26 protein-coding genes are annotated in these 24,674 nt (G+C 36.7%); 4 read left to right on the forward strand and 22 right to left on the reverse strand.

Features of this window, described 5'->3' with window-relative positions; translation table 11 throughout:
* Positions 1-220: 220 nt before the first annotated feature.
* Positions 221-916, forward strand: coding sequence for a helix-turn-helix transcriptional regulator (locus QNH48_RS22470; protein WP_283952079.1), 696 nt, complete (start codon positions 221-223; stop codon positions 914-916).
* An 80-nt stretch (positions 917-996) separates the two neighbouring features.
* A complete protein-coding gene (locus QNH48_RS22475) occupies positions 997-1,239 on the forward strand; it encodes a DUF2626 domain-containing protein (protein WP_095247095.1) in 243 nt (80 codons plus the stop codon).
* Positions 1,240-1,284: 45 nt separating this feature from the next.
* Here QNH48_RS22475 and QNH48_RS22480 read toward each other — a convergent pair whose 3' ends face one another.
* Together QNH48_RS22480 and QNH48_RS22485 are read right to left on the reverse strand one after the other, a co-directional pair.
* Positions 1,285-2,367 (reverse strand): class I SAM-dependent methyltransferase, encoded by a 1,083-nt coding sequence (locus QNH48_RS22480; RefSeq protein ID WP_283952080.1) that lies wholly within the window; start codon positions 2,365-2,367, stop codon positions 1,285-1,287.
* A gap of 193 nt (positions 2,368-2,560) precedes the next feature.
* The gene (locus QNH48_RS22485; protein WP_283952081.1) at positions 2,561-3,196 is read right to left on the reverse strand and encodes an MBL fold metallo-hydrolase; all 636 of its coding nucleotides are present in this window, start codon (positions 3,194-3,196) and stop codon (positions 2,561-2,563) included.
* Between the two features lie 195 nt (positions 3,197-3,391).
* On the opposite strand from QNH48_RS22485, the gene QNH48_RS22490 reads away from it, so the two are divergent.
* A complete protein-coding gene (locus QNH48_RS22490; protein WP_095247093.1) occupies positions 3,392-3,568 on the forward strand; it encodes a DUF2759 domain-containing protein in 177 nt (58 codons plus the stop codon).
* 38 nt (positions 3,569-3,606) lie between these two features.
* Here QNH48_RS22490 and QNH48_RS22495 read toward each other — a convergent pair whose 3' ends face one another.
* The 4 genes from QNH48_RS22495 to QNH48_RS22510 form a co-directional block, all read right to left on the reverse strand.
* Positions 3,607-4,749, reverse strand: coding sequence for a YqgU-like beta propeller domain-containing protein (locus QNH48_RS22495; RefSeq protein ID WP_283952082.1), 1,143 nt, complete (start codon positions 4,747-4,749; stop codon positions 3,607-3,609).
* 194 nt (positions 4,750-4,943) lie between these two features.
* The gene (locus QNH48_RS22500) at positions 4,944-6,131 is read right to left on the reverse strand and encodes a M14 family metallopeptidase (protein WP_283952083.1); all 1,188 of its coding nucleotides are present in this window, start codon (positions 6,129-6,131) and stop codon (positions 4,944-4,946) included.
* Between the two features lie 100 nt (positions 6,132-6,231).
* On the reverse strand, positions 6,232-7,206 hold the full coding sequence (locus QNH48_RS22505; RefSeq protein WP_283955855.1) for an ROK family glucokinase: 975 nt from the start codon (positions 7,204-7,206) through the stop codon (positions 6,232-6,234).
* A gap of 9 nt (positions 7,207-7,215) precedes the next feature.
* Positions 7,216-7,425 (reverse strand): YqgQ family protein, encoded by a 210-nt coding sequence (locus tag QNH48_RS22510; protein WP_095247089.1) that lies wholly within the window; start codon positions 7,423-7,425, stop codon positions 7,216-7,218.
* 184 nt (positions 7,426-7,609) lie between these two features.
* Between QNH48_RS22510 and QNH48_RS22515 the strand changes: the two genes are divergently transcribed.
* Complete coding sequence (locus QNH48_RS22515; RefSeq protein ID WP_283952084.1) at positions 7,610-8,437, forward strand: hypothetical protein; 828 nt, start codon at positions 7,610-7,612, stop codon at positions 8,435-8,437.
* Here QNH48_RS22515 and QNH48_RS22520 read toward each other — a convergent pair.
* From QNH48_RS22520 to QNH48_RS22595, 16 genes are all read right to left on the reverse strand, one after another.
* Complete coding sequence (locus QNH48_RS22520) at positions 8,400-9,971, reverse strand: rhomboid family intramembrane serine protease (protein ID WP_481858433.1); 1,572 nt, start codon at positions 9,969-9,971, stop codon at positions 8,400-8,402. The two genes, QNH48_RS22515 and QNH48_RS22520, sit on opposite strands and share 38 nt — an antisense overlap.
* Positions 9,972-10,107: 136 nt before the next feature.
* The gene (locus tag QNH48_RS22525) at positions 10,108-10,314 is read right to left on the reverse strand and encodes a hypothetical protein (protein ID WP_133367337.1); all 207 of its coding nucleotides are present in this window, start codon (positions 10,312-10,314) and stop codon (positions 10,108-10,110) included.
* Between the two features lie 55 nt (positions 10,315-10,369).
* Positions 10,370-11,320, reverse strand: coding sequence for an L-lactate dehydrogenase (locus QNH48_RS22530; protein ID WP_283955856.1), 951 nt, complete (start codon positions 11,318-11,320; stop codon positions 10,370-10,372).
* 98 nt (positions 11,321-11,418) lie between these two features.
* On the reverse strand, positions 11,419-12,207 hold the full coding sequence (locus tag QNH48_RS22535; RefSeq protein ID WP_283952086.1) for a DUF92 domain-containing protein: 789 nt from the start codon (positions 12,205-12,207) through the stop codon (positions 11,419-11,421).
* On the reverse strand, positions 12,204-12,770 hold the full coding sequence (locus QNH48_RS22540; protein ID WP_095247083.1) for a 5-formyltetrahydrofolate cyclo-ligase: 567 nt from the start codon (positions 12,768-12,770) through the stop codon (positions 12,204-12,206). The genes QNH48_RS22535 and QNH48_RS22540 overlap by 4 nt, the downstream gene beginning before the upstream one ends.
* A 58-nt stretch (positions 12,771-12,828) precedes the next feature.
* Complete coding sequence (rpmG, locus tag QNH48_RS22545; protein ID WP_015594975.1) at positions 12,829-12,978, reverse strand: 50S ribosomal protein L33; 150 nt, start codon at positions 12,976-12,978, stop codon at positions 12,829-12,831.
* Positions 12,979-13,147: 169 nt separating this feature from the next.
* Complete coding sequence (locus QNH48_RS22550; protein ID WP_283952087.1) at positions 13,148-14,386, reverse strand: glycosyltransferase family 4 protein; 1,239 nt, start codon at positions 14,384-14,386, stop codon at positions 13,148-13,150.
* Entirely contained in the window at positions 14,379-15,062 is a 684-nt protein-coding gene (locus tag QNH48_RS22555) for a DUF4912 domain-containing protein (protein ID WP_283952088.1), read from the reverse strand. Before QNH48_RS22555 ends, QNH48_RS22550 begins: the two co-directional genes overlap by 8 nt.
* 211 nt (positions 15,063-15,273) lie before the next feature.
* Entirely contained in the window at positions 15,274-15,936 is a 663-nt protein-coding gene (gene phoU, locus QNH48_RS22560; protein WP_283952089.1) for a phosphate signaling complex protein PhoU, read from the reverse strand.
* 9 nt (positions 15,937-15,945) lie between these two features.
* Positions 15,946-16,746, reverse strand: a complete 801-nt coding sequence (pstB, locus tag QNH48_RS22565) for a phosphate ABC transporter ATP-binding protein PstB (protein ID WP_283952090.1) — start codon at positions 16,744-16,746, stop codon at positions 15,946-15,948.
* A gap of 25 nt (positions 16,747-16,771) precedes the next feature.
* A complete protein-coding gene (gene pstA / locus QNH48_RS22570; protein ID WP_283952091.1) occupies positions 16,772-17,650 on the reverse strand; it encodes a phosphate ABC transporter permease PstA in 879 nt (292 codons plus the stop codon).
* Positions 17,650-18,558, reverse strand: a complete 909-nt coding sequence (gene pstC, locus QNH48_RS22575) for a phosphate ABC transporter permease subunit PstC (RefSeq protein WP_133367662.1) — start codon at positions 18,556-18,558, stop codon at positions 17,650-17,652. The genes pstA and pstC overlap by 1 nt, the downstream gene beginning before the upstream one ends.
* Positions 18,559-18,676: 118 nt before the next feature.
* Positions 18,677-19,639: a PstS family phosphate ABC transporter substrate-binding protein gene (locus QNH48_RS22580; RefSeq protein WP_283952092.1), complete on the reverse strand. Its 963-nt coding sequence runs from the start codon at positions 19,637-19,639 to the stop codon at positions 18,677-18,679.
* A gap of 227 nt (positions 19,640-19,866) precedes the next feature.
* Complete coding sequence (locus tag QNH48_RS22585) at positions 19,867-21,969, reverse strand: peptidoglycan D,D-transpeptidase FtsI family protein (protein WP_283955857.1); 2,103 nt, start codon at positions 21,967-21,969, stop codon at positions 19,867-19,869.
* 639 nt (positions 21,970-22,608) lie between these two features.
* The gene (locus tag QNH48_RS22590; RefSeq protein WP_283952093.1) at positions 22,609-23,826 is read right to left on the reverse strand and encodes an MFS transporter; all 1,218 of its coding nucleotides are present in this window, start codon (positions 23,824-23,826) and stop codon (positions 22,609-22,611) included.
* 107 nt (positions 23,827-23,933) lie between these two features.
* Entirely contained in the window at positions 23,934-24,542 is a 609-nt protein-coding gene (locus tag QNH48_RS22595) for a superoxide dismutase (protein WP_133367345.1), read from the reverse strand.
* Between the last annotated feature and the right edge of the window lie 132 nt (positions 24,543-24,674).

The raw sequence follows: 24,674 nt of genomic DNA on the forward strand, positions 1-24,674 counted from the left end.
ATATTTTCGGAGTTTATCACTCCATTATCCCCTAGAAAACAACTATTGACAGACAGATTGTATATATTTTGTACAACATTTGTATAACTAAACCCCGATGCACATTCGGCAAATGTGAACAATTTCTAAACATATAGTGTTAACATTGTTAACCTCGTTCCCATGTTTAAATCGCTGTATTATAATTGGATTAAATTATGGGGGTTCGAGGTGAACAGAGATGGAACAAACATTAAAGATTACAAATGTTTTATCAGATCCAACCAGGTATTACATCTATCAATACATTACGAAACGTCACCAAGAAGTAACTGTACAAGAAGTGGCGGAGAACTTTAATATTCATCCCAATGTTGCAAGATTACATTTATCTAAGCTTGAAGATGTTAACATGTTAGCTTCTGAAACTAAAAAGACTGGTAAAGGCGGCAGACCAAGTAGATTATACCGGTTATCGGACGATGTAATTCAATTGCACTTCCCGTTCCGGGATTATATGCTTCTATCCAAAGTAGCAATTTCTACTATGCTTACGTTAGGTGAGGCTGGTAAACAAGCTCTTTATTTAACTGGTAAGCGTTTTGGGACTGAAGTGATTGAGCAGGAATTGGCAAGAAAATCCATTGGGGAAGAAATAGAATTCGATCAAAAGTTAACCATATTAAAAAGTGCTGCAACATTAGCAGGATTCTATCCAGAATTTGAAGTTAATGGGGATCACACAAAAATTTTCTTCCAGATTTACAATTGTCCGTTCAAAGAAGTGGCAGAGGAACACGAAAGTGTTTGTGCTATGCATCATGAGTTCCTAAAAGGAATGTTCGAGGCATTATTTGACAAAGTAGAGCTGATTGAGAAAGAAAATATCGTAACTGGTTGTGAAACTTGTTCTTACCAGGCGCTTGTTTCAAACTAATTTGAAACTTTATTTACTTTTGAACTCCTTTTCTTTATAATATTTCTTGATGGTACTGTAGGGGAAAAGGAGGGATACATATGGATCGTATGTACAGAGTCTTGGGTTTTTGGACAGGTATTTTCACCGTAATGTTCTATCTAGGTGATATGGATAAAACTGCCATGCTTTTCTTGGCCCAAACTGGATTCTTTGTTTTGTTAAGCTATCTAAAATTATCAGAACGTATGTACATGTATGTTTTCTGTGGGTATTTGACAGTATTCTTCGCAGGTTTCACTTATTGGACAACATTTATGATGCCACTGGGTGGAGGACATTGAGAAGATATTAACACATAAAAAACACCGGACCTTTTCCGGTGTTTTTTAATTTAGAAATAGATTACCATTGATACCTTTTTGTTGAATGACTATGTGAAAAAAAGAACTCATACCAGATGGCATAATCAAACTGCGAATAGCACGATTTCGTTTACTCACCTCTGAAAAAGGATTTGGATCATAATGGCTTTCTAACTCCTTTAATATTCCTGCTTTAAGTAAAAACTCATCCTGCCTAAGCTTTGAATAGAATAACAATTCTGCCTGCTGGCCCGTTTGAATTAGCCAATCAAAATGAATGTGTGTTGTTATGTCCATCTCTCCAGGGTGCTCCAAAACATCATGAATCATTTGATGCTGATAATATCCCCTCAAACTTCCCATTATTCTTGAAGGATGCTTCCAGTCCTCCTTGGTATAACCATAATCTGCTGTTAAGACAAGCCCCCTCTTTAACACACGGGATATATCCTGCACCATCCCTTCCATTAACAAAGGGACTTCTATTCGCTGCTTTTCCTTTAATACCAGATCGCTCTCCTCTAAAAAAGTATAGATAGCTGGATTAATTAAAGGAACCTTTTCCTCATATAAGCTCTCATTTTTCATTCCCACCATTACTTCATACAATTGATTGTTCTCTTGCTCAATTACATGAACAGGCATGGCATCAAATAATTCATTGGAAAAGACAATCCCTTCAAAAGGCTCTAGTTCATCAAGCCTGGTTACTTGGGTTACAATATGGGCAGGCTTTAATAATTCATTTTGCAAACTCAAATGATAAGGACTACTTTCTACAATTATGTATTTTAATGGGGTTTTGATGGAATCCTCCCATTCCTGTAAGAAGGCATGAGCAAAACGGCCATTTCCTGCACCAATCTCACAAAAAATAGGTTCTAAATCATTTTCCTTACAAACATTTGCAAACCATTTTGCAATAATTCGCCCATAAATATCAGAAATATTACTTGTCGTTATAAAATCTCCCTGGCTGCCAATTTTTTGTTTACTTTTCATATAGTATCCTAATACAGGATGATAGAGGACTGCCTCAATGTACTCTGCATAAGATATTAAGTTTAGTTCTGAGTTTGAAATCAACCTCTTTAAATAGGTGAGCATAATTTTCCTTCTTTCAGTTTACATCATTGACATAGTGTTAACTTTGTTATATTGTATTTTTAGTAGCTTAACTATATCCCTCCCATTATTTATAATAGGACATCCCCCAGAAAAAACCCTTCTCCAACGAGAAGGGTTTTTTCTATTGATACAATCGTCTAGCTCCAGCGCCTAGGCGCTTCCGCTTTTGATTTTAAAACCCATTTATATACGGATTACTATCCATCTCTTCTCCAATAGTGGTTATAGGTCCATGCCCCGATAAAACAGCTGTTTCTTCAGGTAAAAATAATAATTTTTCATGGATGCTCTTCATTAATTGTTTATGGTTACCCCCTGGAAGATCTGTTCGACCAATACTGCTCTTAAATAGTGCATCCCCTGATACAACAAATCCCTCAGACTCAAAGTAATACGATACACTCCCAGGTGAATGTCCTGGAGTCTCAAAGATTGAGAACGTAAAATCACCAATTGTTAAAGTTTCTTCTTTTTTCAAGATATTGTCAGCTTTTTTCATTTTCATTAACTCTTGCATTTGAAAAAACTTCGAGCCATTTAAAGCCGGATCTATCAGCCAATCTTCTTCCTCTTCATGAATGTAAACAGGAATCTTATAGTAGTCTCTTACCTCATCAACTGCACCAATATGGTCAAAATGTGCATGAGTTAAAAAAATAGCAATTGGCTTGAGTTCTCTCTTCATTAGCCACTTAATTAGCTTTTTCCCTTCACTGCCTGGATCAAAGATTAAACAGGATTTATCAGGACTTTCCACTATGTAACAATTTGTTTGTAATACCCCTAGAGGGATTTGAGACCATTTCATTTCTTTCATTACCTCCAACTATTTTTGCATTACTATTATTTTACACTATGTAAGCTGCATTGCTAACATTTTTAGCCCTCGACAAATGATAAAAAAGAATATAAAATAAGAATCGAATGTATATAATATTCTTACATAACTATTTTAGAGAGTTGGGCTAAGTCCAAGTATTATCTAATAAAGGGGGCTTTATTAATGGGAGTAGTTATTATTTTTGCTTTGGTTGCCTTACTTGCTGCTTATGGTGCATTCACTGCCCTAAAAAATAAAAATTTCTTAGGGGCATTTTGGGCCGTAGCAACATTGGCTGTTTTTGGCTGGTTTGCAATCATGACCGTTATTGAAAGTGGTTTTCCTACTGGAACACATTAAGCTCAATAAAATTGAAAGACTGCCAAACGGCAGTCTTTTTATTTATCTACGAGCTCAGATATTTCTTTTGTTTTTAAATGAATGATTTTTTCAAAACGATTTCCATACAGTGCAGCTTCCCCAGAAGGTGAAAGCTGAATTGGTTCATTCTTCATTCCTTGCAAAATCATATTGCTGATGCCCTTATTAATATCATAGCTTATAAGCTCAAAGCCTTCACTGTAAGCATCGGCTTCTGCACTTTTTAAAGGCTTTAAGGTAATGAATTTCCCTTTACTTTCATTAAAGTCATGGTAAGGAACTAACCAGCCTGAGAACATTGTCAAATGAGGGATAGAAAAAGAATAAAGCTCCTTTTTATCCTTATTATAAAAACCATAAGATGCCTGTAATTGCTCCTCATCCCTAGCGGTAACAGTCATTAGAATATTATGATAGGTTGAGAATTGAAGTACATCATTGAATAGTACTTCCTCACCTTCAGCTCCTATTTTCTTCGACATGAGTGGCGCAAAAAGTGAAGGGCTGGTTTCATCCCAGTTCAGATAGGCAATTTCATCTTTTCCTACCCACTTAATAAATGGTTGAGGAATTGATAATTCAGTTGTTTTACTTTGTTCAATATTAAGCAGCAGCATTTGATATGTCCAATCTTCTTTAAAAGCAGAGATTAGAATCTCCGATTCATTAAATGGGTTCCATTCAAAGGCTAATTCATACGAAGGGAAAGATTGCTTCATTAACTCAGAGCCCTCAGAAGACAGTATGATAACTTGTCCTTCATAGGTGGAAGGAGAAGTTTGTATTAGTATATAATTTTTTGATGGGCTAACCTGTAAGGTGACGATTGGGAACTCACTCTTATATAGTAATTCACTTTTACCAGTTAAAAGATTATAAAAATATACTGATGATGATTGCTCAAGGTTAGTAATGTAGAGTAACTGATGGTCAGAAAACCAGCTCCCTACTTTATAGAATTCACCTTCAGGTATTTTAATTGGGAGTTTCCAAGCTGCTACTGGCTGTGAGGGTTTGTTATTATCCTTGTCAATTTCTTTAGAAGGGCTGGGTTTGGCATCTTGTTGATGTGTACAAGCACTAAAAAAGGAGGTGAAAATGAGCAAAAACATGATTTGAAACATATATTTAATATTTATTTTCCTTTTGTATAAACTCATTTTTCCCCTCCCTCCTATTTTCTCCTTAATGATTAGTACGTTTTCATTACAAAAATGTTTCAATAATAACAGAATTATTTAAAAAAATAAGAAAAAAGTCGCATGCATACGACTTTTCTTCTATTCACAAATAACCAGCACAATAGTTTATTCTAATGTCATTGAAATCATTTTACAAGTCAAGGAAGTACTATTTACAAATAAAGTGAGGCTAGAAATATACCCTCAACTTTTTGGAGAATGTCATTAAATTGAGATAAGGGCAATGGATTTATTCCCCTTCCGAGTTCTAAAGTAAAACCTGGGCGTTTAAATTCTTGTATATACCAGTCCTTGAATCCCGCATGACTATCGACATTTCGTATCGCCTTGTAACCACTTACTCGTTCGAATTCCTTTGCCAGGACTTCTGATTCAGGAGGTTCGAAGCCTTCATATCCCCAATAGAACTCTTCACCTTGAGTATGAAAGGCTAGTATTCTGTCGTAATTATTTTTTTTCATTAAATCAGCCATAGTAACTGCTTCAGGTTCTGATAAAGAAGACTTGCCTGGATAATCTCTTGGTGCGGGAGACTTAGGTTCCTTCCTCTCCTGCTCAATCTCCCAATTCGCCGGAAACTGGTTGTTTAAGTCTACCCCTCTTATATTTGCCTTCCAATGAACAAATTCATTACTGCCTTCATTGATATTCACCACTTCATCCCAACGGCTTATTGGTGGACCATTTAATACTAGGTCTACCCCGTCTGGATTTACCATTGGTACAATTGATAATTCCGTTTCATTATATAAATTTATTGTATTAATGCCTCTTAATGCAGTTCGATTTGTTAATGAAATGAGGTATTGATTCATTAGGGTCATTAATACCATCGTTGTAATCCATTCGTTTGCATGAAAAGAGGCGTTCATATGAACCTTTTTCAACCCTTTTCCAATTCTAATTTCTTGAATGGGATTCCCTAAAACACTAGTCCCTATAGTCTCAACATTAATAAATGGATAAAACTTTTTAAGAGTTTTTATTTGTTTCACTAATATCCCTGAACCAAATGGTAATTTTGAACTAACATTTTGCTTTGCAATTCGTTCTGGCAGATAAAGGATTTCACCTGGTATTAAGCGATTGGGATCTTTCATTTGGTTGAGAATCATGACAGCGTCAATCTGTAGATTATTTTCATTTCCAATTTTCCACAAAGTATCGTCTTCTTTTATTGTGTACGGAACAGAAACGTAGCCTGGAATAACTATTTTTGTACCAGATTTCAAACTGGTTGGGTTTACCTTCTCGTTTGAATCGGTAATAAGTTCAAGCGGGACCATAAATAATCGACCATAATACGAAAAGGAATCACCTTCACGGACTCGAACTTCCATATTTTTCTCCCTCCTTCCATCATAAAAATAATATGACGAACGACAGGAGAAAATGAGCACAACAAAAAACCTGCTAAAAAATGCAGGTTTAGGTTGTTCTTTATAATTCTAGTTTATTTTTTATAAGCCAAGCCGCACCAATTGCTCCCGCATCATTACCTAATGTTGCCAGTGAAAGAGTTGTAGAATCTCTAACTGATGAGAAAGCAAACATAGAGAAGTTTACCTTTACTGCGTCTAATAAAACATCCCCTGCACGAGATACACCACCGCCAAGTACAATGGTTTCCGGATTCAGTGTATTAGCAATATTTGCAAGAACAAATCCTAAATGAAAGGCAACTTCATCGACTATGTTTTTAGCCAGTTCATCACCATTACGAGCGCTATCAAAAACATCCTTCGCTGTAACTTTCCCATTTTCAGAAAGTAAAATGGCCAGCTGTCCCTTTGCTTTAGCTTTTGAAAGTTCAATTTCAGCCAGACGAACAATGCCCGTTGCGGAAGCAATTGTTTCCAAACAGCCAGTCTTTCCACAGTTACAAGGCGCTCCTCCAAAAGGGATAGACGTGATATGACCAATTTCTCCAGCTGCACCGTTAATACCTCGTACGATATCACCATTAGCAATAACTCCGCCGCCTACACCCGTTCCAAGTGTCACACACACTAAATCACTGGCACCCTTACCAGCACCATTCCACATTTCCCCCAACGCTGCACAATTAGCATCGTTTTCGATAACAACCGGCAAGGCTGTTAGTGAATGCAAACTTTCTTGTAAAGGAAAGTTATCCTTCCATCCAAGATTAACAACATTTAAAACAACACCAGTTTCATAATCTATAGGTCCTGGTGCTCCCATACCAATTCCAATTAATTTGGACTTTTGTACATTTATATCTGCTAATTTTTGATTGATTGCATTCGCAATATTACTCGTAATATTTTGACCTTCATTAGAGTTATCAGTAGGAATTTCCCACTTATGAAGGATTTCTCCGTTCAAGTTAATAAAAGCTATTTTTGTAGTGGTCCCACCCAGGTCAACACCAACAATCCATTTTTCCGTCACCATAATCACCTATCTTTTTTCTTCTTTTTCTTTTAAAAATCTAATTTCATGTCTTAAAATTAACAGTGCAGTCGAGTATTCTTTCGGTTCAATTAACTGAGCTTGATACAAATCTTTTAATTCTGACTCCATTAATTCTAGGTCTGCGATTCGATCTCCAATATAAATAATTGTTCCATATTGTTTTAAAAATTGTTGAATATCATAAATTGACTTCATTTTTTAGCCCTCTTACATAAGGAATGAGAAACATTACATGTAAAGTATACCTTAAGCCCATACCACCCTCAAGCAGTTCTTGCTAAGAAATGCAAGAATCTGGCATGTCCAGTCAATTGATTCCATATAACTTTAATATAGCTGCTATTAATCTTTCAATAGTAAAAAAGAAGGATGGGATTAGATGAAAAAAAACTATTTGATGCTAGGAGTATTTATCATTGTTATTCTAGCTTTTACAATACATCAGTATAAAAATCCGAAAATACAGGAGAGTATCACCTACTTTCCGATTGATCCCAATGTAAGCTTTAAAACAGCACAGACCATCCTTACATTGATGAATAATCCAGCAAATACAATTTTATGGAAGGAACATTCCACTTTGGATCGTAAAGCATACTTAAGGCAGGATGCTGCTTTGCTGTATGCCAACGGACGTCTTATTGATCAACTTTGGAACTGGAAGCAGAATACTGCAGTAATTGAACAGGAAAAAAGAATGACATTGGACAAAAATGTTCTATTACAAGCCATTACCTTTCACCATGCAGAGCTCCATGAAAATGAAAATAAAATTTTCAGTTCTCAAGCCATGTCTGCGGACCAAACTTTCTTCCTTACAGCTCATGCTGATAATGTAAAGAAACAGTTGGAACAGCAGATAGAAACAATGCTGCAGCTCAGTTGGAACAAAGGTTTACGTCATTTTTCTATTAATTTGAGTAACTACCAAGCATATCCCCTCAGCGAGTTTAATGAACTGGCCAAGGACTCCTTACCGGGTTTTACAAAACCAGAAACCGCTAAAATTGTAGGAAACCTTTGGGAGGGCTTGTATAAAAATTATATCCTTGGAATAAAAAAAGCAGAGGGTGCCATTGAAAGTCCCAAAGGCAGTACCCTTCCGCTTATTTTAATCGCAACCGACAAATCACATTTATTAGTATTAACAGAGACCGCTTTAGGTGAACCTATTCTTCTCCGTCAGATGATGGCTGTAAACGATTAAGTTCCTGAACCAAGTCAGAATATTCCTGTTGTCTTGGTTTTAATTCTGACGCCTTTTCAGCATTGTTTTTTGCCTCATTTAGGTCGTTTTCCTCTAAATGGAGTAAGGCTAAATTATAGTAGGCTTCAGGTAAATCAGGGTCTAATTGTATGACATTGAGCAGATGAGATTTAGCATCATCGAGTTTGTTCAATTTTATTTCTACAAAAGATAAGGCAAAATATACTTCTAGAGATGGTTTACCAGCGTCCTTTACGTATTTCGTTAATACGTCATATGCTTGTTCATAGTTCTCTTGTTTAATATTTTCTTGGGCTAACATCATAGTAGAGCTTTCATTTCCACTTGTTTTCGAATGTTGAAAACCATACACTAAGGACCCATATATGATAGAGGCTGATAGTAACAAAAATAGTATCTGTAAAAATGGCTTTTTCTTCTTAGGGAAGTGGAGGATTCCAGCTGCAAGGAAACCACCAGCCAAACCTCCTAAATGTCCGGCATTATCTACGATGGATACGGTGAATCCAAATATTAAATTAAAGACCAGTACTGTAATGACACTAGTACCCATTGTCCGAAAAAAAAGCTTTGGATACATGAGTGCAAAATAAAGCAATGCCCCAAAACAGCCGAAGATTGCTCCACTTGCTCCTGCTGAAATATTTGGGCTAAATATAAAACTGGCAATAACCCCTGATATACCCGCAAAAAGATAGATAAATATAAATCGGGTATTCCCAAAGATTTTTTCCACTGCCGGGCCTAAAAAGTATAAAGCCAAGGTATTCATTGCTAAATGTAAAAAACCGATATGAAGGAAAATAGGCGTTATGAATCTCCACCATTCTCCCTCGTAAATATAAGGGTTAAATTTGGCCCCATATTTAATCAGAGTAGAGGTATTCGTGCTTCCCCCTTGAAGCTCTAATAATAAGAAAACGGCAACCTGGATAATCATAAAAAGGTATGTAAAAAATGGTTTACCATTCGAGAATATTTCTTTTTCTTTTTTAGACATTTGAAGTGCAGAATCTAATGCTGCTTTCTTTTGGACCATAACATCCTGGTCTGAGTACTCACCATGTATTGGGAAAGAGATTTCTCTTTCCAGTCTTTCTGATAATACTTTAAATCCTGATTCGTATTGGCTGCCCGTTAATAATACGGAACTTACACTCGTTTTATTTGCCTGGGGAGCGATAAATTGACTTTGCAGGCGATATTCATAGTCATCAACCGGAGGAAATTGACTAATATAGATATTCACAACTGAAAGCTCGCTACGCCCGATTTGTTTCCGTATCTGTTCGCCATTTGAGGCTGTAAATTCTATGTCTCTTTGCAACGAGTTGCTCCAGTCTAAATCAATACGCACCAATCGAAGTATTGGCGCCTTTTTATTTTCGAGTTTTTCCAGCCATAATTCTTTTTGATTTTCAAATAATTGAATAATTCGGTAGCCTTGCTCCGAAATAAAGAAATTTGCCAATCTCCAAAAGACATAATCCTCTTTATAATTCAATACCCCCACTACTTTCTATATAAGACTGTATTTTTATCTTTTTTTCACTAATTTATTTTATTATAAACGAAAAACAAGCTTAATAATGACTAAACAAGATGATAAGGAAGGCATTTTTTCAACAAAAAAAGACCATCTGCGGCTTTCACCAATCAGATGGTCTTTCAGCTGGTCCCCCAAATACAGTCTGCATCATTTTACTTTTAACACCAGGGAAACTCATGAACGAGCCTACAGCTATTCGCCGCATCCAGCCTGACCTGAGTAAAAGGTTAATAATCCGATATCTGAAGCGGAATGCAAAATAGCCAATGGATCCAATCATAAATATGGATGTCAGCATACGAGACATATCATCCCTCCTATCGATATTATGTGAATAGGAGTTGGTTTTTATCCACTTTATATTAGAACTTACTTAACACAGGGTCCATTGTTTGTTTTAGTACATTTACAGAGTTTGTAAATTTTTCTTTTTCTTTCTTATTCAAATCAAGCTCTACAACTTCCCTTATTCCACTGCGGTTCACTACTGCAGGTACACCAATATAGACGTCTTTATGTCCATAGTCACCATCTAAATAAGCTGAGACAGTTAAAACTGAATTTTCGTCACGCAATATCGCTTTTGTTAAACGAACGAGCCCCATCGCAATTCCATAATAGGTGGCACCTTTTCGTTCAATAATATGATAAGCAGCATCCCTGACATTGATAAATATATTATCTAGGTCCTCTTGGTTTGTTTCATGTTTACTTGTCCATTCGGAGATTTTCATTCCAGCAATGTCTGCGTGGCTCCATACTGGAAGTTCCGTGTCCCCATGCTCGCCAATGATGTAGGCATGAACGTTACGTGTATCAACATCATAATACTGTCCCAATAAGAAGCGGAACCTTGCTGTATCTAAGATAGTTCCAGAACCAATTACACGTTCCTTTGGAAGACCAGAAAATTTCCAGACAGCATATGTTAATATATCAACTGGGTTTGTTGCAACTAAGAAAATACCATCAAAACCACTAGCCATTATTTGTTCTACTATCCCTTTAAAAATGTTGGTGTTCTTCTCTACAAGGTCCAAGCGTGTTTCACCTGGTTTTTGGTTAGCACCAGCTGTGATCACGACAAGGTCAGCTTGATCGCAATCTGCATAGGTTCCGTACCAAATTTTAGTGCGTGAAGGAGCAAAAGGCAAACCATGATTTAAATCCATCGCATCCCCTTCAGCTTTTGCTTCGTTTAAATCAACTAATACAAGTTCTTCGGTTATTCCTTGATTTAATAAAGCAAAGGCATAGCTTGAGCCTACAAAACCTGTTCCAACAAGGACAACTCTATTCACTTTTACCATGATATTCCTCCTCTGGGGGATAGTGGTTATATTATTTTACATAGACTTAAATTGTACAATAATTCACAACTTTTTTCAGTATCGATTCAGCTTTATATCTATTATGTTATAAAATAAATGAAGATCATTGCTAACAGTGCAGCAATAAATCCAGATAAGAAATTCACCATATCATTATCCACTAAATGATACCCTTTTATTCTTTTAGCTGATGTTTTACAATGGACCTTTTTCTCCGTTTCAATCCCGCATTTGGTGCAAATATAGACCTGCTGATAGTAGGCACCAAATAAAGTATCAATAACATTACCTAAGAAACCGAACAGGAAAATGATCAAAAAGTGGAATAAGCCCAAATGAAAAAGCCAAGCACCTGCAAAAGTGATTAACATGGATCCGAATAGTGCAGCTGCCGTACCCAACAAACTGATGGCACCAGAGGTTCCTTTTTCTATTGGTTTAAAAGTCCGTATGTATACAGGTTTTCTTTTACTTAACGTGCCAATTTCTGATGCCCACGTATCCGAGTTTGAACTAGCAAGGCAGACAACAAAACCAATCAGCCAAATCATGTCCTGTTGAAAATAATAAATTATGCTTAACAATGCAGCACAACCACCATTAGCTAAAACCTGACGCCAATCTCTGGTAGCACCCTTTGCTAATTTTTCTTCAATTTCTTTTTTTGCTGAGCTTTTATATTTTGACCAAAAGCTGGATGTTGCAAAAAATAATCCAAGAAGGAAAAGCCCTTTTAAACCGAACCCGAAATAGACAGCGACTCCTACTACTACTGCTGTAATAGCCCCACTACTACTTAAGGACCGTTCCCGGTATCCTGCAAAACCACCTAAAATGATAGTTGAAACAATAATTAGATTTTGTATCATTTTATAGTTATTACCTCATCATTAGTGATAAGTTTCGAGACTGGAATATCATGCTTTTCTATAGGAAATTGAGGAAGAACCTGGAAGTGAAAGGCAAGAGAGATTGTTTTTCCCTTAAAATTGGGTAGATAACGATCGTAGTAACCACCGCCAAAGCCCAATCGGTATCCTTCTCGTGTATAAGCCAAACCAGGGACGATTAATAGATTGATATCATCAGACTTTACCTCTGTCGTGTGCTCTTCTATGGGTTCAAGTAAACCATAAAAAACAGATTCCAGCTGCGAAAATCGGGTTATTTTATGAAAGGATAAAACCTTTTCCTTTGGATGGCACTTAGGAGCCACAACCACTTTTCCTGATTCCCACGCTCTTCTAATAATTTGATATGTATCGACTTCAGGCTCCTTCGAGATAGTAATCCCAATTACTTCAGCTTGTTTCCAGTCATCTTCATTAAATAGATTCCTAGCTATTTTATAGGAGTAATCTTCATAATTAGGCTTAGTAAGTCCAGTAAGTCTCTCTTTCATTTCTTTACGTATGATATTTTTTTCATTCATATAAATTGAATTCTCCTTATTTTTTTGCAACAAAAAAAGCAGCAGGAAGCCCTACTGCTTATTTTGTTTCACGGTGTGCTGTTGTACGCTTCTCTCTTGGGCAATATTTCTTAAGCTCAAGACGATCAGGGTTGTTACGTTTATTTTTTGTTGAAATATAGTTACGATCTCCACACTCAGTGCAAGCTAACGTAATATTTACACGCATGTCAATTTCCCTCCAAACGATTATGCTAGTTCGTTCATACGACTTTTCTATGATATCACTTTTTAAAAGGAAATGCTAGTGTGTTTTTAAAGAAAAGCAAAAGCGCCTTGAACAGGGAAAAATGCAGTTCAATTTTTCCTAGGCGCTGGAGTTAGACAATAAAAGTATATTATCTTGCATTTTCATTCAAATTTACCCGTTTATTTAACAGTGTTTCTTCCATAATTTTAACTGTTTGGGAAGCAACTCGTTTCCATCCATATAAGCTCTTAACTATTTGCCTGCCTTTTTCGCCTATTTCTTTTGCCTTATCAGAATTTTGTGATAAGAAGTCAATATTAGATAGGAGGCTTTTGGCATCACCTGGATTCATTAGCAGGCCTGTTTGCTTATCCATAATAATTCCTTTTAACCCGCCTGTGTCTGAAACAATCGTAGGTATACCCAGAATCATTGCTTCTAAAGCTACGATTCCAAAGGGTTCGTATAAGCTTGGGAAAACAGCGATTTCACAATTTACTAACAGTGCATCCCTTTGCTCGTCCGAAACATAACCAATAAAAACAATGAAATAATCTAATTGTCTTTCCGTAACCATTTTTCGGTATCTTTCGAGCATTGGTCCTTTGCCAGCAATTACAAAATATATATCCCTTCGGTTTTCCCTTGCCAGTTGTGCAGCCTCAATAATTGTTTCAAATCCCTTTTCCTTAACCATTCTACCTACAGAGAAGACATACTTTCTACGCTTAATGAATGGATAAATTTCGTTTGAGTTTACCTCACCAGTACTTGGTTCAATTCCGTTAGGAACAATTTCCAGTTTTTTCTCAGAGAGTTGGAAGTTTGTTAATAATTCTTCTCTCATATAGGTGCTGCAGACAATTATTTGATCTGATTCCATTATTAACTTCTTTTCTTTATTGTGGATAAACTGCTGCATATCTGTGTGAATTCCATTATTCCTGCTATGTTCGGTAGCATGAATAGTCGTTAATAATGGAATGGACAGTTCTTCTTTTAAAGTCACAGCAGAAGTTCCTACGAGCCAATCATGAGCATGGACGATATCAAACTTTATATCTTCAGCAATTTTCACTCCTTTAAAGCTCATGGTTAAATTAAGACCTGCAATCCAAGAGAGAAAATCGTTGTCCTGATTGTTTAGTGGTATGACACGATGGACATGAACTCCATTTACTACCTCATAAGCTGTGAGACCGCCATTCCCAGCGGTAATCACATGGACCTCGTGACCAAGTTGCGCTAATTGAACAGCAAGACCACTGACGTGCCTTGAGAGCCCGCCAACAACATTAGGAGGGTACTCCCAGGTTAATATCAGAATTTTTAATTGCCAGTTGTAGGAATGCTTTTGGCTCATTTGGGTATTTAAATAATCATCCATTATTCTGCTCCGTATTTTTTGATTCTCCATAATAGCTGTAAGTGCTTACATAATCAATCCATTTTGGTGAAAAATTATCAATCTGTTGAAAGTTCACCAAGTTCGTATAAATTTCACTGCCTTTTAAATTACCCATAGTTGGAGTTTGAACTGAATTTGAGCGAAGAACCGGGAAAAACTCATTTTCATTTAATTTCACACCTAATTCAGCCACATAACTCCGATTCGCTGTCAATCCTTTAATAAACCAATAGCCCTGGTTATAAGGAACAGTTATATCATAGTAATGGTAAGCATTATTCCCAGTGAAAATAATATCCGTAACATCATAAATTCTAACGATATGTACCAGTTCCTCAAAAGGTCTATCATAAAATGAAGTGATAACCTTAACGGGAACTTTAGATGCCTCCCAATAAACAATTACCTTTCTAGGGGTAACCAGTTTAACCTGTAATTCCCCCTTAACAGGAGTATATTCGATTGTTTGGTGATTTAACTCGCTTACTTCCCTTTGCGTATTCTCTTCAACTGAAACAACTTCTATATTATTTTCCAGATTATTAATATATTTACTCCATCGATATTGAACTCTTCCAATAGTGGTATTCAAGTGTGAGGCGATTTTTCGGAATGATAAACCATCCTCTCTTAGTTTAATAATTTCTTCAATCATTGTTCTCCTCCATTTCCGCAAACAACTACTATATGCAAAAGTAATCGAAATATTCTTTCATAGATACTATTAATGGTAACATCAGTAAACAAACTGTACAATGAACGTATTTTGTCGTATTTTGCTTGTACATAATAAGACAATTTTTCAGCATCAAAAAAAGATGAGCTATCATAGATAGGTCTCATCTTTTAGGTGAACTATTTATTTTTTACTCATTTAGGTTGAACGTTTTACCTGTTACTAGGTAAATGACATTCTCTGCAATATTTGTTGAATGATCTGCAATTCTTTCGATAAATCGGCAAACAAAAGAAAGTTGAATGATCTGGTTTGTAGCATTCTGATTGTCAGGTACCATGCTGATTAGTTCATGAACTAGTTTACCGAACATTTTATCTACTTCGTCATCTTTTTCAGCACATTTTTGTGCTAACATAACATCTTCGTCTATATAAGCCTTAATGGACATGGATACCATTTCAAGGGCCAGATCCATCATTTTTGGAATATCCAAGATTTCTTTAAAATGCTTTTCATTACCGATATGCAAGGTAGCTTTTGCAATATTAACCGCCATATCTGCCATTCGTTCTACTTCAGATGAAACCTTTAAAGCGACATTAAGTGTTCTTAAATCTTTTGCTACCGGTGACTCTCTAGCAATCAAAATCAATGCCTTGTCGTGAATTTCATGTTCCAAGGCGTCTATTTTATCATCACCATCAATGACCGTATTAGCTTTTTCAATATCGTGATTAATAAGGGCGCTTAGTGAATCACGAACGGCTGTCTCTGCTAAACTTTCCATTTCTAAGAGCTTTTCTTTTAAATCCGTTAATTTATTATCAAATTTTGACCTAGTACTCATCATTTCACCTCATTATCCAAATCTTCCTGTAATATAGTCCTCTGTTCTCTTATCCTCTGGAGTAGAGAAAATTTTATTAGTTTCTGAAAATTCTACTACTTCTCCATTCAAAAAGAAAGCAGTTTTCTTAGAAATACGTGCAGCTTGCTGCATATTATGAGTAACGATAATAATACTAAATTCCTTTTTCAATTCCTGCACTAGTTCTTCTACTTTTAAAGTTGAAATAGGATCAAGTGCAGAAGTTGGCTCATCCATTAATATAACATCAGGTTCTATCGCAAGACAGCGGGCAATACAAAGACGCTGTTGCTGTCCCCCGGATAACCCGTAAGCATTTTGATTGAGACGGTCCTTTACTTCATCCCAAATGGCCGCCCCTCTTAAGCTTTTTTCAACTATTTGATCTAGGATTTTTTTATCGCGTATACCATGAATTTTTGGACCGTACGCAACATTTTCATAAATTGATTTCGGAAATGGATTTGGCTTTTGGAACACCATACCAACCTTGGTTCTTAAATCTTCTACTTGGTAGGATTTATCGAGGATATTTTTCCCTCGATAGAGAATTTCACCTGATGTTCTTACGCCTGGTACTAGTTCAATCATACGATTTAATGTCTTAATATATGTTGATTTTCCACATCCTGAAGGTCCGATAATAGCCGTCACTTCATTTTCCATAATATCTAGGTTTATTTTCTTTAGCGCTTGATTATCGCCATACCATAAATCTAAGTCGCTTGTTTTATAAACAATTTGTTTTTCTTGTGGATTAATAATTTTTGCAGTGGCTGTTGTTGTTTCCATAGTAGTTTGCCTCCCTATCCTAGCCTTAATATCTTTTCTGGAATTTATTTCGAATTAAAACAGCGATCGAATTCATGATAATTAACAACACAAGTAAAACAATAATACCTGCTGCAGCTAAAGCATGAAATTCAACTTGAGGACGACCTGTCCAATTGTAAATTTGTAAAGGTAATACGGTCATACTATCAAAAAATGTTTTTGGTAAAAACGCAAGGAATAAAGGCATTCCAAGGACAACAAGCGGTGCTGTTTCACCAATTGCACGGGAAAGAGCCAAAATTCCGCCAGTCAGAATTCCTGGAATAGCAGCAGGAAGAACAATTCGAACAATGGTCTGCCATTTAGTAGCACCTATTCCAAATGATGCCTCTCTTAATTGATTAGGCACTGCGCGAATAGCTTCTTGTGAAGCTACAATAATGACTGGTAAAACAAGTAGACTCATGGTAAGTCCTGCGGCCAGGACACTTGTCCCAAGTGCAAATGCACGTACGAATATTGTTAAACCGAGTAATCCGAAAACAATAGATGGGACACCAGCTAGATTGGAGATATTTACTTTAATAAAATTTGTTATCACATTGTCTTTTGCATATTCTTCGAGATAGATGGCAGTACCTACACCCAGTAATAATGAAACAGGTGCAACAACAGCCATAAGCCAAATGGTTCCAATTAAAGCAGCATAAACACCTGCATTTTCAGGTTTCCTTGAAGGAAGACTTTGCAAAAATTGCAAATCTAAATAGCCAAGTCCTTGAGAGAATATCCGATATAATAATACTCCTAATATTAATAACACAAACATGGTTAACGCAAAAAATGTCCATTTTGAAAATGAATTTTTAGATAATCTTGATTTCATCCGCTTTACAACGGATTCGTGATTAATTAAATTCATTAATATTCCTCCCTAAAACGACGGGTGATGTATTGAGCTAATAAATTCATCACCAACGTAAATACAAATAATGTCATACCAACTGCATAAATGCTATAGTAGATCGTCGTACCATAACCTGCATCACCTTGGCTGACTTGGACAATATATGCAGTCATCGTTTGAATCGATCCTGTCAAATTCCACTCTAGATTCGGTGTTGAACCACCAGCAACCGCTACAATCATTGTTTCGCCGATTGCTCGTGAGATACCTAAAACGATAGAGGCAATAATTCCTGAGACAGCAGCTGGCAGGACGACTTTAATGGCTACTTCAAATTTAGTCGACCCTAGTGCAAGTGCACCTTCACGCATCGCATTAGGAACTGAAGTCATCGCATCCTCGGATAGAGAAGCGATCATCGGTGTAATCATGATTCCAATCACAATACCAGGGCTTAACGCATTAAAAATTTCAAGAGATGGAATTATTTCACGTAATATAGGAGTAACAAAGGTTAGCGCAAAAAATCCATAAACAATTGTTGGGATTCCAGCTAAAACTTCTAATATCGGTTTAATAATTCTGCGAGCTCGATCTGATGCATACTCACTCAAATAAATGGCTGAAGCTAGTCCGATTGGAACAGCAACAATAGCAGCAATTACAGTTACCTTTAAAGTTCCCATTACTAACGGCAGAATACCGAATGATCCATTAGTTTCAGAAAAAGGATACCATTTTTTAGCGGTGAAGAATTCCTTAATCGATACTGCATCGAAAAATAAAAATGTCTCAAAAATGAGCGTAAGAACAATGCCAATCGTTGTCAAAACAGAAACGGCTGCTGCAAGGAATAAAATGTATGGCATGATTTTTTCAGTAATTCCTCCAGCGCTCTTCCTTTTTTTCTTCTCTTCAATCATTTTCTGAACAGAGAATGATTTAGTGTTTTGAGTGGCCAATCTGAAAACCCCCTTTATTCCAATGACAAGATGAGAAGCACATTTATCGTGCTTCTCACCTATAAAATTATTCTAAACTTTACTTAAGAGTTTCTAATGTTTCTAATTGCTTTGTATACTCTTCATCAGGAAGTTTTACATATCCAACATCTTCAGATAATGTTGCAGCATTTTCTAAAAGAAACTTCACGAAATCATACACTTCTTCTTGATCTTTAATAGCAGAGTTTTTCACATAAGTGAACAATGGACGTGATAATGGAGAATATTCTCCAGATTCAATAGTTTCATTAGTTGGCTCAACAGGACCGTCTCCGCCATCAATTGGAACGATTTTCAAAGTATCTTTGTTTTCTGCATAGTACGCATAACCAAAGTACCCTATAGCATTTTTATCACCTTGAACACCTTGAACTAGTGTATTGTCATCTTCAGAAAGAGTTGCTTTTTCAACAATAGGTTTTCCATCAAGAATTACTTCATCAAAGTAATCGAAAGTTCCTGAATCTGTTCCAGGAGAGTATAATTTAATTTCTTCATCTGGCCATTTTGGATTGACATCAGACCATTTTTTAGTTGTTCCGTCTTCAATCCAGATTTTCTGTAAGTCTTCGATTGTTAAGCTTTCTACCCAGTCATTGTCTTTATTTACTACGACTGAGAGTCCATCATACGCTAATTGAATTTCAGTATAATCAATGCCTTTTTCTTTAAGAGCTGCTGCTTCTTCATCTTTAATCGGACGAGAGGCGTTGCTTAGTTCAGTTTCACCTGCGATAAAAGCTTCAAAACCGCCGCCTGTTCCAGATGATCCAACAGGAACTTTAACATTAGGTTGAATCATTCCATATTCTTCAACCACGGCTTCCATGATTGGGAAAACTGTAGATGAACCGTCTATTTTAATTTCACCTTGAAGTTGCTTTACTTCTTCGCCAGCTTGTTCTTTGTTGCCTTCAGTTCCTTGTGCACCACAAGCTGCAGTAATAGCTAGCACACCAGTCATCATTGCTGTTAGTGCTAATTTCTTAAAGCTTTTCATTACTAAATTCCCCCTACGAAATTTGGATTGTTTAACGTGTTCGTTTTCCTTACAAGATTAATAATAAACTCCTTCTGTAAAGCTTGTTTTAATGAATTGTAAAGGTTTTGTAAATCTGTGTATGACTTTTGTAAATCATAAATAAAAATGTACTATTATTAACATGTTCTATTTTAAACAAAATATAAAAAAACCTGCCTCAGGTTATTGAGACAGGTTGGGGAAAACTATTGGTTGTTTTGTTGGGTATCTGTTGTTTCATTTGTATCTTCAGCATTCTCTACAGCGTCTTGGTTTTCCGTCGCAGGAGTCTGTTTCTTTAGATTAAAATAGGTATCCATTACCCTTTTCCCAATCATATTAGCTGTAGCTGGACCGCTGTTTCCCTGATATGCCCATGGAACTAAAACGGCCATGGCGACCTCTGGATTATCAAACGGTGCATAGCTTATAAGACTAAGATTCATCACTTCAGGCGGTATTTTCCCAAAGTTCTTTCGCTGAGGACCATCATAAAAAGCTTGGGCCGTCCCTGTTTTACCTGCAGGATTGTACTCCACACCCTTAAAGGTACTAACACCGGTACCATCCCCAACTTGCATAACCATTCTAAAGCCTTCCTGTACCCGATCAATCCATTCATCCTTACCATCAATGCGATTTAATATATTGGGTTCAATTTCTTGAATAATCGGACCAAGTTGGTTACTCTCAAGCACAGGTTCACGAATCTCCTTTACAATATGAGGCTGGACACGGTAGCCGCCGTTAGCAATGGTTGAAACATATTGTGCTAATTGCATAACCGTATAGGTATCATACTGGCCAATTGCTAAGTCAAGTAATAATCCAGGCTGCTTCAAAGGTCCAACATATCCAGTACTCTCATTTGGAAGGTCAATTCCGGTTTTGGTACCAAGACCAAACTGACTGAAAGATTGACGCATCGTGTCAAAAGCAGTTAAATCTAATGGAAGCGGCTTATTCGGTGAGTATGTTCCACCTGCCATCTCAATCACAGTCTTCCACATATAAACGTTTGATGATACTTGTAGTGCTCTTAGGTCATTAATAGAACCAAAGTTCTTCCAAGATGATTTAGGTGGTGTATTTTTTATTACTAAAGGTGAATCATACTGAATAGAACCTGGCCGAATTGCCCCTGTATTATATCCAGTTAAAATCGTCGCTCCTTTGACAACAGATCCAACTGCATATGAGGTCGTTATATTCCCAAGTGCAAAGTCACGCATTTCTTGTTTATTGGTCTCATCATTTTTAGCAATTTGCTTTCCGGCCATTGTTAATATTTCACCGGTATGTGGATTCATAAGAACAACAAAGGCACGGTCTAAAAGAGCCGATTTAGAATTTTGCTTTGCATTCCAAAGTTCCTCTTCAATAATCTTTTCTATTTCTAGTTGAAGATTCATATCAATCGTCAGAACAAGATCTTTTCCACGCTGCCCTTCAGAAACCTCTTCAGTAGATAGTATTTTCCCACCTTTATCAGTGACATTTTTAACTTTACCTTTTTGACCATGTAAAACATCTTCATATTGGAGCTCAATATAGCTTTTACCGACCCGATCATTTCGACTATAATCCCGAGCAAGATATTCCTCTAGTTTGTCCTTCGGTAAACCTTCACCAGAAGATGTTACATTTCCAAGTACAGTTTTTAATGTGTTCCCAAATGCATAATATCGTTCCCAATCCGTAGTAGTATCAACACCAGGCAGCTCTTCTAAATTTTCACTGACAACTGCAAATTCTTCAGGCGTTACATTTTCATTTTTTACGATTTGTTGGGTTAATGCATAACCACTATTAAATTCCCTAAAAATGGCCAGGGTTTCTAAGTCTTGTTGAGATAAACTTTTAAGGTCTTTTTCAGTAATTCTTTTTAGCTGAAGGTTATATAGTTCTTTATCATCTAGTTCGTCTTGGTCGTATAAGTCCCATTCTTTTTCAGTAATTTTTTCTTTTGCTTTTTCAGGATTCTTTAACAACCAGAAATCCTTTTTATCACGATCCCGAATTTTAGAGGTATCTTTATCAATCAGCTGTGCCAAACGTTCCGCGGTTTCAAGCATATCCTCTTGGCTTGAATCCTGAAATTTTGTGTAAGTAATAGCGTTTAACGGGGTATTATCAACAATAATTTTCCCGTTACGGTCAAACATTTTCCCCCGAGGCACTGGGTTATTTACGGTTATATCTTCTGTTCGCTCGATTTCACGTTTAAAATCTTCCCCATAAACGATTTGTACTAAACCTAAACGCAGAATTAGAACAGAAAACAGCATAAATACAACAAAGAAAAGCATGTTCAAGCGAAAAGTAACATGCTGTTTCTTCTTCTTTTTAATATTCAAGTTCTCCACTTCCTTGCCATCTCGACATTATAAGCCTTATTTTAGCGGAAAATCACCCTATTTACTACGAAAAACACTTACCAATTGACAACATTCAACAAACAATGGCAAAACCCTAATTAATAGGCTGTGTAAAGGTGAATATTGATTTTAGAACTCTGTTGATTTGTGCGGAAGGCGCGAGACTCCTCGAAAATGCTATCGCATTTTCTTCGTGCGTGGGCCGATTTGAGGATGTAATTCAATGTCCTGCAGGAGGACGGGACAGGGGAGACCCCTCTTATCTCTTAGCGCCGAGGAGTAGGAAAGGCGGAAGCGCCTTGTACAGCCCCAACAAGCGCTGGAGGGCCTGACGATGAAGTCGTTCTTTGACTTCATCGTTGGGACCGAAGCGACTCGAGGGGCTAGGCGCTGCAGCTAGACAGGCTTCCCGAACCGCCTGCGGAAAGCGAAGCGCCTCGGTACAGGCAGTCACCGCCTGTCCCTACGTGGATTATTCGAAGAAGCATTCCTTAGTGGAGCACAAATCAACAGCCAATTTAACACAGCCAAAAAAAAAAATACGATGAGTAATAAGGATTACTCATCGCATTACACTGTGGGTATTTGGACTTTTCTTACAAACAAATATATCAACGAATGTCCTGCCCCAATAAATAAAAGGAGGATTGGAATGCTTTTTTCAGCGTCAAACAAGGTTACGGCTGCTAAGAAAGACAAAATCGAAACAATTCTCCCCAAATTAATAAAAATCTCCCGAACAACAATATACTCTATTCTCATTTCTGCAGCTTTCCAAGCACTTCCAATAATATCATATGTAGTTGACATATAAGGGACAAGCAAAAGAGGATAAGCAACCGCTATCATGGCCGCATAAATTAATAGTTTTACATAATTAATATCCCAGACAATTAACAAAACAGCTAAATAAAGAATAATACCGCCAACTAGAATAGCCTTTTTCCGCTTGTTCTTCTTAATTAACCGGGATGCAGCATAATAGGCTATGAAGGAAATTCCGGAATTAATAAGTCCAAACGTCCCTAGAGCCAGCTCACTTCCGGTGGAAATATAGACGAATACGGAGATAATAAATAAAAACGTTCCTTCTCTAAGTCCTTGAAAAAAATTAGCATTAGTGATAAGCCGCCAATTTTCATTTTTCTTTCTTTCATCCAGAATTCGTTTAAAACAATACTTTCCATTGGCAGGTCGCGGCTTTAACGAAAAGCTCAAAAACACAGCAAGTGCAAATAGCGATAAGGAAATTCCAAAAACAATGGTATACCCTGTAAATTTTTCAAATCGTGTAATAATAAAGCCTGCAGCAATCGGTCCAATCATCCCGCCAGTCGAGGATAAGATTCCTAAAAAGCCATTAAAAAAATCTCTCGTTTCAGGCTCGGTTATTTCAAAAGTTAAAACATTGTAAGCAAGCCAATAAAACCCATATCCAATTCCAAGGAGACTTCCTAAAAGTAATAAATAGGTTGAAGCATTTTTGCCAGTTATTAAAACCATTAAGTAAAAAAGCGCTAAAAAACTAACCCCCACTCTTAACACTTTAACGCGATCAATTTTCTTTGCCCATCTGCCAGCTAGGATAAAGGTTAATGGCTGTAAAATGACAATCGAAAGGTTATATAGTGCAAGGTCAGAATATTCTCCTGTTTGTTTCCATAAATAAATATTCACAAAAGTATTTGATAGTGCAACACTTAAAGAATACGTGCCACCAATGAATAACAATAAGGATAAATCTTTTGTTAATTGTACGTCACCTAACAACTTAAATTTTTTCGCCATAAAAACTCCCCTTTGTGATAAGGGTTAGTCTTTAACAAGCCGGGGTCCTTTATACGAAAAAAACAAAAAGACAGCTGAAATCAGCTGTCTCCCTTAATACTTTTTTATTATTTCGCAGCGCTGTAACGCTTAGAAACTTCATCCCAGTTTACAACATTCCAGAAAGAAGAGATGTAATCAGGACGGCGGTTTTGGTAGTTTAAGTAATAAGCATGCTCCCAAACATCAAGACCTAAGATAGGTGTCTTACCTTCCATTAGAGGAGAGTCTTGGTTAGGTGTGCTAGACACTTCTAGTTCTCCATTGCTTACAGATAACCAAGCCCAGCCAGAGCCAAAACGAGTTGTAGCCGCTTTCGCGAATTCCTCTTTAAAGCTTTCCAAGCTGCCAAATTTATTATTGATTGCGTCTGCTAGTTCACCAGTTGGCGCGCCGCCTCCATTTGGAGAAAGGATTTGCCAGAAAAGTGCATGGTTCGCATGACCTCCGCCATTATTACGTACTGCTGTACGAACTGCTTCAGGAACCGCATCAAGGTTTGCAACTACCTCTTCAACAGATTTAGATAATAATTCCTCATTACCTTGTAGTGCATTATTTAAATTTGTCACATAGGTGTTGTGATGTTTAGTGTGATGGATATTCATTGTTTCTTTGTCGATGTGAGGCTCAAGTGCGTCATACGCATAAGGTAATTGTGGTAATTCAAATGCCATTGTTATTTCCTCCTATGTATAAAAAGTATTTTTCCAGCTTTAGTTGTGTCTAAAATCAAAACGATATTAGAATATTCCTAAAGCTTTGTAGCTTAAGATTATCAGAGATAGTCTATTGTTTCAAATAAAATG

It is taken from the genome of Neobacillus sp. YX16 (assembly GCF_030123505.1).
In the GTDB taxonomy this organism is placed as follows: domain Bacteria; phylum Bacillota; class Bacilli; order Bacillales; family Cytobacillaceae; genus Neobacillus.

Coding starts and splice junctions, on each gene's coding strand:
- rpmG (WP_015594975.1), bottom strand. CDS start 12,978: ATGCGTGTAAATATTACGTTAGCTTGCACTGAGTGTGGAGATCGTAAC.
- QNH48_RS22515 (WP_283952084.1), top strand. CDS start 7,610: ATGAAAAAAAACTATTTGATGCTAGGAGTATTTATCATTGTTATTCTA.
- QNH48_RS22590 (WP_283952093.1), bottom strand. CDS start 23,826: ATGGCGAAAAAATTTAAGTTGTTAGGTGACGTACAATTAACAAAAGAT.
- QNH48_RS22555 (WP_283952088.1), bottom strand. CDS start 15,062: ATGATTGAAGAAATTATTAAACTAAGAGAGGATGGTTTATCATTCCGA.
- QNH48_RS22525 (WP_133367337.1), bottom strand. CDS start 10,314: ATGTCTCGTATGCTGACATCCATATTTATGATTGGATCCATTGGCTAT.
- QNH48_RS22490 (WP_095247093.1), top strand. CDS start 3,392: ATGGGAGTAGTTATTATTTTTGCTTTGGTTGCCTTACTTGCTGCTTAT.
- pstB (WP_283952090.1), bottom strand. CDS start 16,746: ATGGAAACAACAACAGCCACTGCAAAAATTATTAATCCACAAGAAAAA.
- phoU (WP_283952089.1), bottom strand. CDS start 15,936: ATGATGAGTACTAGGTCAAAATTTGATAATAAATTAACGGATTTAAAA.
- pstC (WP_133367662.1), bottom strand. CDS start 18,558: ATGATTGAAGAGAAGAAAAAAAGGAAGAGCGCTGGAGGAATTACTGAA.
- QNH48_RS22540 (WP_095247083.1), bottom strand. CDS start 12,770: ATGAATGAAAAAAATATCATACGTAAAGAAATGAAAGAGAGACTTACT.
- QNH48_RS22500 (WP_283952083.1), bottom strand. CDS start 6,131: ATGGAAGTTCGAGTCCGTGAAGGTGATTCCTTTTCGTATTATGGTCGA.
- pstA (WP_283952091.1), bottom strand. CDS start 17,650: ATGAATTTAATTAATCACGAATCCGTTGTAAAGCGGATGAAATCAAGA.
- QNH48_RS22495 (WP_283952082.1), bottom strand. CDS start 4,749: ATGAGTTTATACAAAAGGAAAATAAATATTAAATATATGTTTCAAATC.
- QNH48_RS22585 (WP_283955857.1), bottom strand. CDS start 21,969: ATGCTTTTCTTTGTTGTATTTATGCTGTTTTCTGTTCTAATTCTGCGT.
- QNH48_RS22470 (WP_283952079.1), top strand. CDS start 221: ATGGAACAAACATTAAAGATTACAAATGTTTTATCAGATCCAACCAGG.
- QNH48_RS22595 (WP_133367345.1), bottom strand. CDS start 24,542: ATGGCATTTGAATTACCACAATTACCTTATGCGTATGACGCACTTGAG.
- QNH48_RS22475 (WP_095247095.1), top strand. CDS start 997: ATGGATCGTATGTACAGAGTCTTGGGTTTTTGGACAGGTATTTTCACC.
- QNH48_RS22485 (WP_283952081.1), bottom strand. CDS start 3,196: ATGAAATGGTCTCAAATCCCTCTAGGGGTATTACAAACAAATTGTTAC.
- QNH48_RS22580 (WP_283952092.1), bottom strand. CDS start 19,639: ATGAAAAGCTTTAAGAAATTAGCACTAACAGCAATGATGACTGGTGTG.
- QNH48_RS22480 (WP_283952080.1), bottom strand. CDS start 2,367: ATGCTCACCTATTTAAAGAGGTTGATTTCAAACTCAGAACTAAACTTA.
- QNH48_RS22510 (WP_095247089.1), bottom strand. CDS start 7,425: ATGAAGTCAATTTATGATATTCAACAATTTTTAAAACAATATGGAACA.
- QNH48_RS22535 (WP_283952086.1), bottom strand. CDS start 12,207: ATGATACAAAATCTAATTATTGTTTCAACTATCATTTTAGGTGGTTTT.
- QNH48_RS22550 (WP_283952087.1), bottom strand. CDS start 14,386: ATGGATGATTATTTAAATACCCAAATGAGCCAAAAGCATTCCTACAAC.